This window comes from Chelativorans sp. M5D2P16 (genome assembly GCF_034427935.1).
Taxonomy (GTDB): Bacteria; Pseudomonadota; Alphaproteobacteria; order Rhizobiales; family Rhizobiaceae; genus Chelativorans.
In genome coordinates, this window is record NZ_JAXQNM010000025.1 from 463,683 (window position 1) to 477,525 (window position 13,843).

Consider the following 13,843-nt stretch of genomic DNA (forward strand, 5'->3'; position numbering starts at 1 on the left):
TTTACTGATCCGTCCGGAACCGAGCCAAAGCCGTCATCCAACCTATGGGGAGGTTAGCCGCAATCTCGTCAACCCTAACGCGGCGAAAACAAGAGCGGTACCGGAAGCGATGGCTCGAACTTGGTTCCAGAACTGCCACCGTTCCGAATAGCTTTCCCAAATCTCCCGGGCAGACCCGATGTCGGTTGGAAACGGTTACCACCGCCAACGCATCGTTCATCGGCACGTTCACAGCCATTGTGAGGAAAAGGCCGAAAACCAGATAGATGATGGCTGCTGCCAGAAACCACAAGGCAGCCGCGCTTTGCCGGGCAATGTGCGTCACAGTGGCGGTGATGATCAGAACCACCGGTGTCAGAAAAACGCGGGAAAGAATACTGCGTTGCGCACCGAGCTATTCATCGCCTGCATCGCCTCGATTGCAATGCGGGGGTCCGCCTGGTCCAATCCCCACATCGTCGAGCAGACCCAGGCGCCGCGGCAGGCCGGGAGGCCGTCTTCCCCCTGATCGAAACCTTGGTTCAGAGCGGCCTAAAGGCCGGGAAGGTTGCAGCCCCCTCTGCCCAAACGGCGACGGAATGGTTCCTTAGCCTGTTGATCGGCGATCAGCAGATCAGGCGGGCCATCCGCGCAATGCCCCTGCCTTCGGAAAAGGAAATCCGTTCAAGAGCGGCCGCAGCAACCAGCGCGTTCAGAAAGCTTTGCGCCGCGTGACCACACGTTCGAGCTGTGCCTGCGTGCATACGTTTGATGAGGGAGACTACTACCATCCGATCCCGACGCGGCGCTCAGTCCGTCAACGTGTCTGCGGCCTCGACGAGATCATCGGGCAGAAGCTCGACGTCCTGATTGCGTCCGGGGACGACGGTGAAATCGCTCTGGTAGATGCGGTCGCGGTTTCTTGCGACCGCGGTGTATTCGCCTTCGGCCAGGACCATGGAGGCGAAGGCGCCCACCGTTTCGCGGACGATTTCGCCGGTCTCGGTCACGACCGACCAGGCCGTGTCGGCGATGGCCTCGCCGCCGGGTTCGCGTACCAGCTTCAAGGTGAGCTGGGCGGCCCGGTGCTCCACGGTGGCCTCCGTCAGCTCGCCCGCATGGACGCGGATGTCGGAGCGGATCACGGCGTTGACCGAGCCATAGGTGGAGACGACGTGATAGGTGCCGGCGTTGAGCCGGACCACCGCGTTCGGCTTGACATTGGGGATGACGAGCGGTCGCTCGCCCGTGGCTTCCGGCTCGGCTTCGTAGATGGAAAAGCGCAGCCGGTCGTGGGGGATGCGCACGCCGCCCGAAAGCACCGCGTCCAGTTTCAGCCCGCCGGCGTCGAGCACCAGGCGTTCGCTCTTGGGCTCGCTGCCCACCGTAATGCGCTTGGTCGCGCCAGCACGGCCGTAGGCCGCGTGCACCAGATAGCTGCCCGGTGACAGTGACAGGACGCTCGTGCCACCTTGCGCGGTGGCGATCAGCGGCAGTTTGCCGTTGCGGTCGGGCTCGGGTGAGAACACCCGCCAGACAAGCCCGCGGGGGATTTCTCCGGCCTCCTCGGTGAGCTGCGCCGAAAGCGTGACCTGGCCCATCTCCTCCAGCGCCAGGGGCGACCGGTTCTGGGGTGGAAGATATTCGTTGAGGCCGGGCAGGCGCAGCTTGTCGAGCGAGGCATCGCCTTCCTGCCCGGCCGCATAAGGGGCGGCCATGCCGAGAAATGCGGCGGCAAGAAGTGTGACGAATCGCCTGACAGAAAACCTCATGCTTGCTTTGAAGCCCAGCGGGGTGGCAATTTCAAGACCGCACTTGCCGCTTGCCGCGCGCCCTCCATCAGCGACAACAGGAGCTTCACCTTGAACCAGCCGTTTATCGACTTCATGCGCGCACGCCGTTCGCCGCCGATCCATGAGCTCGCTGCGCCGGCGCCGTCGGATGAAGAACTGGAGACGATGCTGGAAGCCGCCATCCGCGTGCCGGACCACGGCATGCTGGCGCCGTGGCGCTTCATTCGCTACCACGGCGAGGCGCGCGATCGTGTGGGTCGGATGCTTGCCGATCTCGCCGAAACGCGCCAGGGCCCCTTGAGCCCGGGGCAGCGGGAGAAGGAGCTGACCCGGTTTTCGCGTGCGCCGCTGGTGATCGGTGTCGTCTCCAGTCCCAAGGAGAGCGACAAGATTCCCGAATGGGAGATGTTCCTGTCCGGCGGCATGGTGGCGATGAACCTCATCCACGCCGCAAACGCGCTCGGCTACGGCACGAATCTCATCACCAACTGGTATTCCGATCTTGCGGAGGGCCGGCGCATTCTGGGCATCGCCCCGCATGAACGGGTGGTCGGCTTCGTGCATATAGGCAGCCATCCCGGCGGCACGCCCGACCGTCCGCGCCCTGATGCTTCCGCTCTCTTCAGCGACTATGCCGGGCCTTGGGAGCAGTCGTGATGTTCTACGAACCGCGCAACGGCCACGGCTTGCCGCACGATCCCTTCAAGGCGATCGTGGCGCCGCGGCCGATCGGCTGGATCTCCACGCGCCGGCCGGACGGCGCGCTCAATCTCGGTCCCTATTCCTACTTCAATGCCCTTTCCAGCAAACCGCCTTTAGTGTGGTTTTCCTCGGAAGGGGAGAAGGACAGCGCATCCATCGCCCGCGAGACCGGCGAATTCGTGGTCAATCTGGTTGGCCGCGCGCTGGCGGAAAAAATGAATGAAAGCGCCATCGACGCGCCTGCCGGCGTGAGCGAGTTCGCGCTTGCCGGCCTGACCCCCGCCCCCTGCCGGCATGTCACCTGTCCGCGTGTGGCCGAAGCGCCGGCCGCGCTCGAATGCAAGGTGACGGAGGTGTTGGAGCCGCGCGGGCTCGACGGACGTCCGGCGGGCCTGTTCGTGGTCATGGGGGAGGTGATCGGCGTGCACATCGACGATGCCATGCTTACCGACGGGCTCTTCGACGTCACCAAGGCGCAGAACCTCTCCCGCCTCGGCTATATGGATTATGCCGCGGTGACGGAGACCTTCGTCATGCGCCGTCCGCGCTGGAAGGATCGGAAAGGCTAGGGGCCGTAGTAGGTATCAGTGCTGGGGCCCTCTCTTGCGGTTTCTAACACTTAGCCTCCGCTTCGCTCCAGCTAAGATGTTGAAATCGCTTTCTCCCCCGCCAAGGGGGAGAATGGCACACGCCTTGCTGCAAATCGCCAAGGCTTGCGATTGGCAGCAGCGATGATGCCACTGTTATCTCCCCTTTGGCGGGGGAGAAAGCAAATTCTTGGGTTTGGGCAACGCCCAAGCCCTTAGAATTTGCAAGAGAGGGGGTCTTTCCGGGCTGAACGTCCACAGGCCCTACTCGTCCAGTCCCGCCAGCTTGGCGCGGGCGATGACGCGTTCGGCACGCAGGAGGTGGGGGCGGTCGATCATCGCGCCGTCGAGGCTTGCCACGCCCGTATCGCCGGCCTCCGTGAAGGCCGAGACAACGCGCCGGGCTTCGGCCACTGCCTGCGCCGAGGGCGTGAAAGCGGCATTGATTACCGGCACCTGCGCAGGGTGGATGGCCATCTTGGCGGTGAAGCCGTCGCGCTCGGCTTCGATGCATTCGCGGGCGAAGCCGTTCTCGTCGCGGAAGGCGGGGAAGACGGTGTCGACGGCCGGCACTGCGGCCGCGCTCGCCGCCAGGAGCGTCGTGGCGCGGGCGAGCGCAAAGACGTCCGTGTAGCGCCCCCTCTCGTCGCGCGCCGTTCGCGCGCCGATTTCGGCCGACAGGTCCTCCGCGCCCCAGGTGAGGCCGGCAAGGCGCGCGCTCGACCCGGCATAGGTGCCGGCGGCGAAGACGGCCGCCGCCGTTTCCGTGACGATCGGGAGAATGCGCGTAGTGCCGTCCTCAAGGTTGCATTCGGCTTCGTGCACCCGCAGCTTCACCGAAAGTAGCGTCACGTCCTGCCCGCCCGTGGCCTTGGGCAGCATGATGCCGGCGGGCGCGGCCGGCATGACGGCGACGAGGTCATCGTCGGTCATGCCGCTCGCAAGCGCGTTCACCCGGACGTAAAGACGGGCCGCCACGGTGTTTCGATGGTCGCGGATGAAGTCCGCCGCGATCTGCCGCGCCAGCGCTTTGCGCGCCGGTGCCACGGAATCCTCCAGGTCCAGGATCAGGACGTCGGCGCCGACGCCGAGCGCTCTTTGCAGCTTCTTCTCCGAATCCGCCGGGACGAAGAGCAGGGAGCGCATCAGTCCGGCCTCTTCAGGATCATGGCCTGGCGCAGGCAGCGGGCCACCAGCACCTCGTGCTGGTTATAGGCCCTGTGCTCGAAGGCGACGATCCCGCGATCGGGCCTGGAGCGCGACTCGCGCACGGTCTTCACTTCCGTCTCGACGCGGATCGTGTCACCGTGAAAGAGCGGATGGGGGAAGGCGGTCTCGCCCATGCCCAGATTGGCCACGGTCGTGCCGAGCGTCGTCTCATGCACGGAAATGCCGATCATCAGGCCGAGCGTGAGGAGCGAGTTGACCAGCGGCCTTCCCCATTCCGACTTCTCAGCGAAATCAAAGTCGATGTGCAGCGGCTGAGGATTGAGCGTCATGGCCGAGAACAGGACGTTGTCGCTCTCGGTGATGGTCTTGCGCAGCGCGTGCCTGACCACCATGCCGGGCGTGAAGTCCTCCAGATAGAGCCCAGCCATGTCTTGTCCTCCGCTTGCCCTTCATCCTTGATAGGCGCCCCGGCATCGACCGGCAAGGCGGCGATTATGGTAAACCATTCCTATACGAATTGCCGCTAGCCTGAATCTCGCGGGGCGGGAGCAGGCAGTTGAACACCATCAAGCATTTTCTGAAGTGGGTCGAGACGGCGAAGGTGTCGGAGCGGGCGGCGGCGGCGGCCGCGCTGGCGCGCGCCTACAGCCAGAAGCAACTCGCCTTCGAGGACCGCATGGCGGCCGAAGCGGCGCTGACGCTGCTTCTCGACGACCCGTCGGCCAAGGTGCGCCTCGCCCTTTCCGAGACGCTCTCTCTCAGCCGCTGCGCGCCGGCGCAAGTGGTGGCGGCGCTGGCCGCCGACCAGCCGGACGTCGCAGCACCCGTGCTCGTGCGCTCGCCGCTGATCTGCGACGGTGACCTCGTCGATCGCGTGGCAGCGGGCAACCCGGCGGTTCAGGCGGTCGTGGCGGGCCGGCCGAAGGTCTCGATGGCGGTGGCGGCGGCGATCGCCGAAGTCGGTACGGCGGCGGCGTGTCTGGCGCTGGCGGCAAACGACGGCGCTGAGATCGCCGCGCTCAGCTTCAGGCGCATGATCGAGCGGCACGGGGAGGGCGCGGCCCTGCGCCGGGCGCTTGCCGCGCGCCGGGACCTGCCCCCGGATTGCCGGCACATGCTTGTCGTGCGCGTGGGGGAGGCACTGTCGGCAGCCCCCCTGGTCCTGGCGCTGATGGGGCCGGAACGGGCCGAGAAGCTGGCGCGGGAAGCGTGCGTGACGGCTTCCATCACGCTGATCGATGCAATCGACCGGCGCGAGCACGGGGCGCTGGTGGAGCACTTGCGCCTGCGCGGCGACCTGACCTCGCGTTTCCTGGTGCGCACGGTGGCGCACGGCAAGATCGACTTTTTTGGCGCCGCGCTGGTGGCGCTGGCCAGGCAGAGCGAGGCGCGCGTTCAGGCGCTCTTGAAGGGCGGCAGGCAAGCCGCGCTGACCGCGCTTCTTTCGCGCGCTGGCCTCGAGCCGGTGACCCATGCACCGCTTCTGGCCGCGCTCGCCATGTGGCGTGAGATCGCCGTCGGCAAACGGGTGGCCGGACCGCAGGAAGTGTCCTGGCATATGCTCCAAACGCTGGAGAAGGCCCCGGCGGGCCGGCAGGCCGATCGCGAAGCCCTTGCCGGGCTCTTGAAGCGCATTCATCTGGAAAGCCTGCGCGAGAACGCGCGCGAGCAGGCCCTGGCGCTGGCGGCCGCCTGAAGCGCGTTCATCCCAGCGGCCCTCGACCGTTTTACCGGTGGAGGGTTCAGGCATGGATCCTCGGGTCAAGCCCGAGGATGGCGACGGCGCGGTGTATGCCGCCAGTCGCCAACAGCGAGAGCAGGGCCGTTGGCAATCAGATATCCAGTTCCTCGACGAACTCGGCGTTTTCCTGGATGAAGCGGAAGCGGGCCTCGGGCTTGGTGCCCATCAAGGCTTCGACGGCGAGCTTGGTGGCATCGGCCGCTTCCTGGATCTCCACGCGCAGGAGCGTCCGGTGCTCCGGGGCCATGGTCGTTTCCTTGAGCTGCCTGGGCAGCATCTCGCCGAGGCCCTTGAAGCGGCCGATCTCGATCTTGCCGCGGCCGGTGAATTCGGTGGCGAGCAACTCCTCCTTGTGGGCATCGTCGCGCGCGTACATGGTCTTGCCGCCCTGGCTGAGCTTGTAGAGCGGCGGCACGGCCAGGAAGAGGTGCCCGCCGGCGATGAGTTGCGGCATCTCCTGATAGAAGAAGGTGATGAGGAGGGAAGCGATGTGGGCGCCGTCGACGTCCGCGTCGGTCATGATGATGATGCGCTCGTAGCGCAGATCGTCCTCGCGGTATTTCGCGCGTGTTCCGCAGCCGAGCGCCTGGATGATGTCGGAGATCTGCTGATTGGCGGCGAGCTTGCCCGACCCGGCGCTGGCGACGTTCAGGATCTTGCCGCGCAGCGGCAGGACCGCCTGGGTGGCGCGGTTGCGTGCCTGCTTGGCCGAGCCGCCGGCCGAATCGCCTTCGACGATGAAGATTTCGGCGCCGGCCGTCGCGCCGGCCGTGCAGTCGGCGAGCTTGCCGGGCAGGCGCAGCTTGCGCACGGCGCTCTTGCGGCTCACCTCGCGCTCCTGGCGGCGGCGCAGCCGCTCGTCGGCGCGCGCGATCACCCAGTCGAGAAGCTTAGAGGCTTCGGCCGGGTTGTCGGCAAGCCAGTGGTCGAACGGGTCGCGCACGGCGTTCTCGACGATGCGCATCGCAGCGGCGGTGGCCAGCTTGTCCTTGGTCTGGCCGACGAATTCCGGCTCGCGCACGAACACCGACAGCATGCCGGCGGCCGAGATCATCACGTCCTCGGGCGTGATGATGGCGCCGCGCTTATTGCCGGTCAATTCGGCATAGCCGCGCAAGCCCTTCACCAGCGCGTTGCGGAAGCCGGCCTCGTGGGTGCCGCCCTCGGGCGTGGGCACGGTGTTGCAGTAGGAGTTGAGGAACGCGTCGCCGCCGTACCAGGTGACGGCCCACTCCACCGCGCCGTGGCCGCCGCGCTTCTCGCTGCGCCCGGAGAAGACCTCCTTGGTGACCTGGAACTCGCCGTCGAGCGAGGCGGCGAGGAAGTCCTTCAAGCCGCCGGGGAAATGGAAGGTGGCCTTCTCCGGCGTCTCGTCCTTCTCCTTCAGGAGGGACGGCGCGCAATTCCAGCGGATCTCCACACCGCCGAAGAGATAGGCCTTGGAGCGGGCCATACGGTAGAGGCGGTCGGGCGAGAACGTCGCGCCGGCGCCGAAGATCTCGGCATCCGGCTTGAAACGCACGCGCGTGCCCCGCCGGTTGTGCACCTCGCCGAGATTTTCGATCTTGCCCTGGGCCGCGCCGCGGGCGAAGCGCTGGCGGTAGAGTTGACGATTGCGCGCGACCTCCACCTCGAGTGTCTCCGACAGCGCGTTGACCACCGATACGCCGACGCCGTGCAGACCGCCGGAGGTCTCGTAAACCTTGGAATCGAATTTGCCGCCAGCGTGCAGCGTGGTCATGATGACTTCGAGTGCGGACTTGTCCTTGAATTTCGGATGCGGATCGATGGGAATTCCGCGCCCGTTGTCGGTGACGGTCAGGAAGCCGTCCGCTTCGAGCTCGACCTCGATGAAGGAGGCGTGACCGGCCACCGCCTCGTCCATGGAGTTGTCGATAACCTCGGCGAAGAGATGATGCAGGGCCTTGGCGTCCGTGCCGCCGATATACATGCCCGGGCGCCGGCGCACCGGCTCCAGCCCCTCCAGAACCTCGATATCCGCGGCGCTGTAGCCGCCATCGCCGGCAGGGACGGCCGCGGGGCGCGGCGCCTTGCGCTCGGCAGCGGCGGGTTCGGGCTGCTTCACGCGTTGTGCACTGGAGGCGAGCCCGGAGAAGAGATCGTTGGTTTCGTCCATATGAATTGTGCTTCCTAAACCCCCGAATCAGCCGTGATTCTGCCATGGAATTCATGGCGAAGCGAAGGCCGTTCCGGTTCCGTTCGGTTCGTTTCCCGACCGCGAGGGCAATCAGACGCGTTGCATGAATGTGGTCCGACGGCGTGCTGTGATAGGCGAAGCCGGCGCACGCTTCAATGTGCAAGTCCCGCGCTTCACCGATTTCGGGAGGTGCAGGGATGCAGGGCGTCTTCGCGGGGCGTTGCAAACCGGCTGCCGCAATGGTCTAGTTCGCTCTCCGAGCGGAATGTCTCGAGGAGCGCGCCGTGGAACCCGCCGTCCTGTTGATCAGTGTCTTCGCCATCTTCATTCCCGCCCTGATCCTGCCCGGACCCGACTTCGTCGCCGTGGTGCGCTCGTCGATGAGCAGGGGGACGACGGCCGGGCTTCTGACCACCGCCGGGGTGACGCTGGGGCTGGGCTTCTATGCCGCGCTCAGCCTGCTCGGCCTCTCCGCGATCCTGGTTCAGTACCAGTGGGTCGCCTGGGCGATACGTCTGGCGGGCGGGCTCTATCTCATCTATCTCGGCGTGCGCCTGATCCTTTCCACGCCGGAGCAGATCACCGTGGACGAGGGCGATCAGAAGTCGCGGGCCAACGCGTTCTTCTTCGGTTTTGCCGTCACGCTCACCAATCCCAAGGCGATCGTGCTGTTCGCCAGCGTCTTCGCCACCGCCGTCACGGCCGAAACACCCGCCTGGGTGATGATCCTCATGGTCGGGCTGGTCATGGCGACCGCGCTCGTCTGGTATTCCTTCGTCAGCCTGTGTATGTCCTCCGCACCGGTGATCCGATCGTTCGGCCATGCCCGGCACTGGATCGAACGGGTGGCGGGCGTTTGCTTCGTCGGCATCGGCGGACGCATCCTCGCCGACAGCCGTAATCCGATCTCGACCTGAGGCCGTCAGGGCTCCGGCCGGCGATGAGCTGCGTTCGTTGCCATGGGCGCTATCCCGGTCGAACGCAGCGAAGCGGGGTGGGAGCCGGGATCACGGCTCGAGACGACCGGCCTTGATCTCGCCTGCTTCGGGGAGATCAGGCGCGCGTGCGGCGGCGCTCCCGGCGCCCCGGGCCGACGCTGCCGGCGCCGCTTTGGGCCGCGGCCTTGTTGCGCATGGGCCCGACGCGCGCCTCGATCCCGGCGATGTCCGGGCGTTCGGCCTTCTCGTGTTCGTCGAGCGCCTTGCGCATCGCCGCCAGATGGGCGAACGAGGTGCCGCAGCAGCCGCCGATGATCCTGGCGCCGCCGTCGACGGCGAGGCGCACATAATCGGCCATAAGTTCGGGCGTGCCGGAATAATGGATTTCCGACCCGTGGAACTCCGGGATGCCGCAATTGCCTTTCACGACGATGGTGGCGTCCGGCCGTGCTTCGGTCATATCGAGGAGCGCGGCCAGGATATCGGGTGCGCCGACGCCGCAATTGGCGCCCACTGCCAGCGGTTTTTCGGCAAGATCGTCGGCGACCCCATGTATGTCCTTCGGCGCAAGGCCCATCATGGTGCGGCCGGCGGTGTCGAAGGATCCGGTATAGGTGTAGGGGAGCCCCACGCGGATGGCGGCCTCCGCCGCCGCGCGGATCTCGTCGGGGGCCGACATGGTCTCGATCCAGGCGACTTCCGCGCCGCCGGCCTTCAACCCCTCGATCTGCTCGGCAAACGCCTCCACCGCGTCTTCATAGGTAAGCGCGCCGAGGGGCTGCAGGAGTTCGCCCGTGGGGCCGACCGAGCCGGCGACGATGACGCGCCGGCCGGCCTTCGCCGCCACGGCGCAGGCGATCTCGGCGGCTTTCCTGTTGAGCGCGTGGACGCGGTCCTGCGCGTTGTGCAGCTTCAGCCGGTGGCGCGTGCCGCCGAAGGAATTGGTGAGGATGATGTCCGACCCGGCGTCGACGAAACCCTGGTGCAGCGCCTCGATCTTTTCCGGCGCTTCCTCGTTCCAGAGCTCCGGCGCTTCGCCCGACTGCAGACCCATGGCAAAGAGGTTGGTACCCGTTGCGCCATCGGCGAGCAGTACGCCCTTTTCAGCAATCAGCGCATCAATGGGATTTTGCATGAGCGACCGCCTTTCGGGACGGGGATTCAGTCTTCAGAACATGAAGAATAAAGATATAAAGAAGTCTTTATGTGATGTCAATCGCCATCGGCGGCCGACCCCGGCATTCGGCGGCGCCGGTCTCCGCCATTTTCGCCCGCCCGCGAAAGCAGGGCAATCGCATCTACACGAATTTTTGCAGCCTCGGCGACAACCGTGCCGTCACCCCGGAAAGCCGAAGGCTTATCCGGGGCCTATTGGTCGCAAGATCATGGAGCATGGCCCGGTGCTCGTCCCGGCTGTGTTCAGGAACCGGCGGCGCCTTCTGCGGAGAACGGCCGCGCCTCACAATGGTCCCGGCTCGGCGGCTTCGCCGCTTGGCCGGGATGACGGGGGAGAGGACAGCGCCCCTCGCACCATTCGAAATGTTCAAACGCGATCGCCCGCCCGCGTGAGATCACTATGGCGGCTACGGTCAGCCTCAGCTCGCCAGTGCCTCCATCGGCGGGCAGGAGCAGACGAGGTTGCGGTCGCCGGCGACATTGTCGACGCGCGAGACCGGCGGCCAGTATTTCGAGTCGGCCTCCATGCTGCCCGTGGGGAAGGCGGCCTCGGCGCGCGAATAGGGGTGCGACCACTCATCGGCCATCAATTCGCTGGCCGTGTGCGGAGCGTTGACGAGCGGATTGTCCTCCTTCGGCCATTCGCCCTTTTCCACGCGCTCGGCTTCGCGGACGATGGAGATCATGGCGTCGCAGAACCGGTCGAGCTCGCTCTTTGGTTCCGATTCCGTTGGCTCCATCATCAAGGTGCCGGCCACCGGCCACGACATGGTGGGCGCGTGGAAGCCGTAATCGATGAGGCGCTTGGCCACGTCCTCCACCGTGATCCCGGCACGCTCTTTCAGGACGCGCGTATCAAGGATGCATTCATGCGCCACCCGGTCGTTGCGGCCCTTGTAGAGCACGGGATAGTGCGCCTTCAGCCGCTCGGCGACGTAGTTGGCGTTGAGAATGGCCATTTCGGTCGCCCGCTTGAGACCTTTGGCGCCCATCATGCGGATGTACATCCAGGTGATCGGCAGGATCGAGGCGCTGCCGAAGGGCGCACTTGCCACCGCATGGGTCGTGCCTAACGCCTCGTGGCCCGGCAGGAAGGGCCGCAGATGCGCCTTGACGCCGATCGGGCCCACGCCCGGCCCGCCGCCGCCATGGGGGATGCAGAAAGTCTTGTGCAGGTTCATGTGGCAGACGTCGGCGCCGAGGTCGCCCGGGCGGGCGAGGCCGACAAGGGCATTCAAGTTGGCGCCGTCGAAATAGACCTGCCCGCCATGGTCATGGATCACCGCGCACATGTCGCGCACGCCTTCCTCGAAGACGCCGTGGGTGGAGGGATAGGTGATCATCAGGGCGGCGAGCTGTTCGCCATGCTCGGCGGCCTTGGCCTTCAGGTCGTCCATGTCGATGTCGCCGCTCTCGGTGCAGCGCACGACGACGACGCGCATGCCGGCCATGGAGGCGGAGGCGGGGTTGGTGCCGTGGGCGGAGGAGGGAATCAGGCAGACGTCGCGCTCGTCCTCGCAGCGCTCGCGATGGTAGCGGCGGATGGCCAGAAGCCCCGCATATTCGCCCTGGCTACCGGCGTTGGGTTGCAGCGAGACGCCATCGAAGCCGGTGATCTCGGCGAGCCAGCCTTCCAGTTCCCCGATCATGCGGCGATAGCCCGCCGTATGGCCTTCCGGGGCGAAGGGGTGCAGGCCCGCGACCTCGGGCCAGCTCACCGGCATCATCTCCGCGGCGGCATTCAGCTTCATCGTGCAGGAGCCAAGCGGGATCATCGCCCGGTCGAGGGCCAGGTCCTTGTCGCCGAGGCGGCGCAGGAAGCGCATCATCTGCGTTTCCGAGCGGTGCTCCTGAAAGATGGGCTGTGTGAGAAAAGCCTTGCCGCGCGCCGGCGCCGGCGTGATCGGCTCGGCCGCATCGGGGACGGACACGCCGAACAGTGTGGCGATCGCCTGCAGGTCTGCCTCGGTGGAGGCCTCGTCGAAGGCGACACTGACGTTGTCGGCGTCGATGACGCGCAGCAGGCGACCCGTCTTCTCGGCCTCGGCGGCGATTTTCTCCGCCCGACCGGGAACCGTGGCCGTGACGGTATCGAAAATCCTTTCGCCGGCAAGTTTCAGGCCTTCTTTCTCGAGAGCGGTGTGAAGGCGTGCAGCCAGGCCATGGACATGGGCGGCAACCGCCTTCAGCCCTTCCGGGCCGTGCCAGATGGCGTAGGCGGCGGCCATGTTGGCGAGCAGCGCCTGGGCGGTGCAGATGTTCGAGGTCGCCTTGTCGCGACGGATGTGCTGCTCGCGCGTTTGGAGCGCCAGCCGGTAGCCGGGACGGCCGTGGGCGTCGGTCGACTGGCCGACGAGCCGGCCGGGCATGAGCCGCGTCAGCCGGTCGGAGACGGCGCAATAGGCCGCGTGCGGCCCGCCGAAGCCCATCGGCACGCCGAAGCGCTGCATCGAGCCGACGGCGATCTCCGCCCCGAGGGCGGCGGGCGTCCGGCTCATCACCAGGCCCAGCGGATCGGCGACGAAGACGACGATGGCGTCCCTGGCCTTGGCCTCACGGATAATGTCGGAATGATCCCCGTAGACACCGTGGGTGTCGGCCCAGGGCACGATGACGGCGAAGGTGTCGTCGTCCACCCCATCCGTCGCGATCTCCAGTTCCAGCGGCTCGGCGCGGGTTTCCACCACGTTGCGGGTCTGCGGGTGGAGCGCGCCGGCGATCACCAGCCGATTGCGTTTGCCGCGGTGGTGGCGCCAAGCGATCCCCACCGCCTCCGCCGTGGCCGAGCCCTCGTCCAGCAGGGAGGCGGAGGCGACGGGCAGGCCTGTCAGCTCGGTGACCAGCGTCTGAAAGTGGAACAGCATCTCCAGCCGTCCCTGGCTGATCTCCGACTGGTAGGGGGTATAGGCCGTGTACCAGGCCGGGTTCTCGAAGAGGTTGCGCTGGATCACCGGCGGCACGTGACAGCCGTGATAGCCGGCGCCGATGAAGCTCTTCAGCACCCGGTTCTCACGCATGCAGGCCTGCAACTCGGCGAGCGCCTCAGCCTCGCTTGCCGGCGCCGGCAGGTCGAGCGGCCGCTCGAGGCGGATCGAGTTGGGCACGGCCTGGCTGACCAGCGTCTTCAACGACGGTACGCCGAGGGCGGCCAGCATGGCCTTCGTCTCCTCGCCGCGCGGGCCGATATGGCGTGCGTAGAAGGGTTGTATCATATCCGACATATAGTGTTCCTAAGCGATGCTTGCTTTATAGGCGTCTTCGTCCATCAGGCCTTCGAGCTGGCCCTGGTCGGAAAGACGCATCTTCCACAGCCAGCCGTCGCCCGTGGGTGCGGTGTTGACGAGGGACGGATCGCTGGTCAGCGCCTCGTTGACGTCCGTCACCTCGCCGTCGGCCGGGGAATAGACGTCGGAAGCCGCCTTCACCGATTCAACCACGACCGCGGTGTCGCCCTTGGAAAGCGCACGGCCGGTTTCGGGCAGGTCGACGAAGACGAGGTCGCCGAGCTGCTCCTGCGCATAGTCGGTGATGCCGACCGTCGCCGTGTCGCCCTCGACGCGGATCCACTCGTGATCTTCGGTGAAATAGGTCTTGCTCAT

Annotated in this window: 13 protein-coding genes; 5 read left to right on the forward strand and 8 right to left on the reverse strand. The window is 66.3% G+C overall.

Annotated features, from left to right (window positions below; all coding sequences use genetic code 11):
- Position 1: 1 nt before the first annotated feature.
- On the reverse strand, positions 2-349 hold the full coding sequence (locus SIN08_RS23650; protein WP_416208064.1) for an anthrone oxygenase family protein: 348 nt from the start codon (positions 347-349) through the stop codon (positions 2-4).
- Positions 350-351: 2 nt separating this feature from the next.
- Here SIN08_RS23650 and SIN08_RS13535 point away from each other — a divergent pair, with 2 nt between their 5' ends.
- Complete coding sequence (locus SIN08_RS13535) at positions 352-714, forward strand: TetR/AcrR family transcriptional regulator C-terminal domain-containing protein (RefSeq protein ID WP_322452096.1); 363 nt, start codon at positions 352-354, stop codon at positions 712-714.
- 74 nt (positions 715-788) lie between these two features.
- Here the strand turns inward: SIN08_RS13535 and SIN08_RS13540 are convergent, their stop codons facing one another.
- A complete protein-coding gene (locus SIN08_RS13540; RefSeq protein ID WP_416208065.1) occupies positions 789-1,751 on the reverse strand; it encodes a hypothetical protein in 963 nt (320 codons plus the stop codon).
- Between the two features lie 114 nt (positions 1,752-1,865).
- Between SIN08_RS13540 and SIN08_RS13545 the strand changes: the two genes are divergently transcribed.
- Complete coding sequence (locus SIN08_RS13545; RefSeq protein ID WP_416208070.1) at positions 1,866-2,429, forward strand: nitroreductase; 564 nt, start codon at positions 1,866-1,868, stop codon at positions 2,427-2,429.
- A complete protein-coding gene (locus SIN08_RS13550) occupies positions 2,429-3,043 on the forward strand; it encodes a flavin reductase family protein (protein ID WP_322452172.1) in 615 nt (204 codons plus the stop codon). The genes SIN08_RS13545 and SIN08_RS13550 overlap by 1 nt, the downstream gene beginning before the upstream one ends.
- Positions 3,044-3,325: 282 nt before the next feature.
- On the opposite strand, the gene SIN08_RS13555 is transcribed toward SIN08_RS13550, so the two are convergent.
- Positions 3,326-4,207 carry a CoA ester lyase gene (locus SIN08_RS13555; protein ID WP_322452098.1) on the reverse strand — a complete coding sequence of 294 codons (882 nt, stop codon included), beginning with the start codon at positions 4,205-4,207 and terminating at the stop codon, positions 3,326-3,328.
- Positions 4,207-4,659 (reverse strand): MaoC family dehydratase, encoded by a 453-nt coding sequence (locus SIN08_RS13560; protein WP_322452099.1) that lies wholly within the window; start codon positions 4,657-4,659, stop codon positions 4,207-4,209. The genes SIN08_RS13555 and SIN08_RS13560 overlap by 1 nt, the downstream gene beginning before the upstream one ends.
- Before the next feature lie 128 nt (positions 4,660-4,787).
- Between SIN08_RS13560 and SIN08_RS13565 the strand changes: the two genes are divergently transcribed.
- Positions 4,788-5,927, forward strand: coding sequence for a DUF2336 domain-containing protein (locus tag SIN08_RS13565; protein ID WP_322452100.1), 1,140 nt, complete (start codon positions 4,788-4,790; stop codon positions 5,925-5,927).
- A gap of 136 nt (positions 5,928-6,063) precedes the next feature.
- On the opposite strand, the gene parE is transcribed toward SIN08_RS13565, so the two are convergent.
- Positions 6,064-8,109, reverse strand: a complete 2,046-nt coding sequence (gene parE, locus SIN08_RS13570; RefSeq protein WP_322452101.1) for a DNA topoisomerase IV subunit B — start codon at positions 8,107-8,109, stop codon at positions 6,064-6,066.
- A 305-nt stretch (positions 8,110-8,414) separates the two neighbouring features.
- Here parE and SIN08_RS13575 point away from each other — a divergent pair, with 305 nt between their 5' ends.
- Positions 8,415-9,047 (forward strand): LysE family translocator, encoded by a 633-nt coding sequence (locus tag SIN08_RS13575; protein ID WP_322452102.1) that lies wholly within the window; start codon positions 8,415-8,417, stop codon positions 9,045-9,047.
- A 136-nt stretch (positions 9,048-9,183) separates the two neighbouring features.
- Here SIN08_RS13575 and bmt read toward each other — a convergent pair whose 3' ends face one another.
- From bmt to gcvH, 3 genes are all read right to left on the reverse strand, one after another.
- The gene (gene bmt / locus SIN08_RS13580) at positions 9,184-10,203 is read right to left on the reverse strand and encodes a betaine--homocysteine S-methyltransferase (protein ID WP_322452103.1); all 1,020 of its coding nucleotides are present in this window, start codon (positions 10,201-10,203) and stop codon (positions 9,184-9,186) included.
- A gap of 460 nt (positions 10,204-10,663) precedes the next feature.
- Complete coding sequence (gene gcvP / locus SIN08_RS13585; protein WP_322452104.1) at positions 10,664-13,465, reverse strand: aminomethyl-transferring glycine dehydrogenase; 2,802 nt, start codon at positions 13,463-13,465, stop codon at positions 10,664-10,666.
- Between the two features lie 9 nt (positions 13,466-13,474).
- Entirely contained in the window at positions 13,475-13,843 is a 369-nt protein-coding gene (gene gcvH, locus SIN08_RS13590; RefSeq protein ID WP_322452105.1) for a glycine cleavage system protein GcvH, read from the reverse strand.

Bases quoted from the DNA above. Each gene is read 5' to 3' on its own strand.
- SIN08_RS13545 (WP_416208070.1), top strand. From the start codon at position 1,866: ATGCGCGCACGCCGTTCGCCGCCGATCCATGAGCTCGCTGCGCCGGCG.
- SIN08_RS13560 (WP_322452099.1), bottom strand. From the start codon at position 4,659: ATGGCTGGGCTCTATCTGGAGGACTTCACGCCCGGCATGGTGGTCAGG.
- SIN08_RS13550 (WP_322452172.1), top strand. From the start codon at position 2,429: ATGTTCTACGAACCGCGCAACGGCCACGGCTTGCCGCACGATCCCTTC.
- SIN08_RS13555 (WP_322452098.1), bottom strand. From the start codon at position 4,207: ATGCGCTCCCTGCTCTTCGTCCCGGCGGATTCGGAGAAGAAGCTGCAA.
- bmt (WP_322452103.1), bottom strand. From the start codon at position 10,203: ATGCAAAATCCCATTGATGCGCTGATTGCTGAAAAGGGCGTACTGCTC.
- parE (WP_322452101.1), bottom strand. From the start codon at position 8,109: ATGGACGAAACCAACGATCTCTTCTCCGGGCTCGCCTCCAGTGCACAA.
- gcvP (WP_322452104.1), bottom strand. From the start codon at position 13,465: ATGTCGGATATGATACAACCCTTCTACGCACGCCATATCGGCCCGCGC.
- gcvH (WP_322452105.1), bottom strand. From the start codon at position 13,843: ATGAGCAAGACCTATTTCACCGAAGATCACGAGTGGATCCGCGTCGAG.
- SIN08_RS13540 (WP_416208065.1), bottom strand. From the start codon at position 1,751: ATGAGGTTTTCTGTCAGGCGATTCGTCACACTTCTTGCCGCCGCATTT.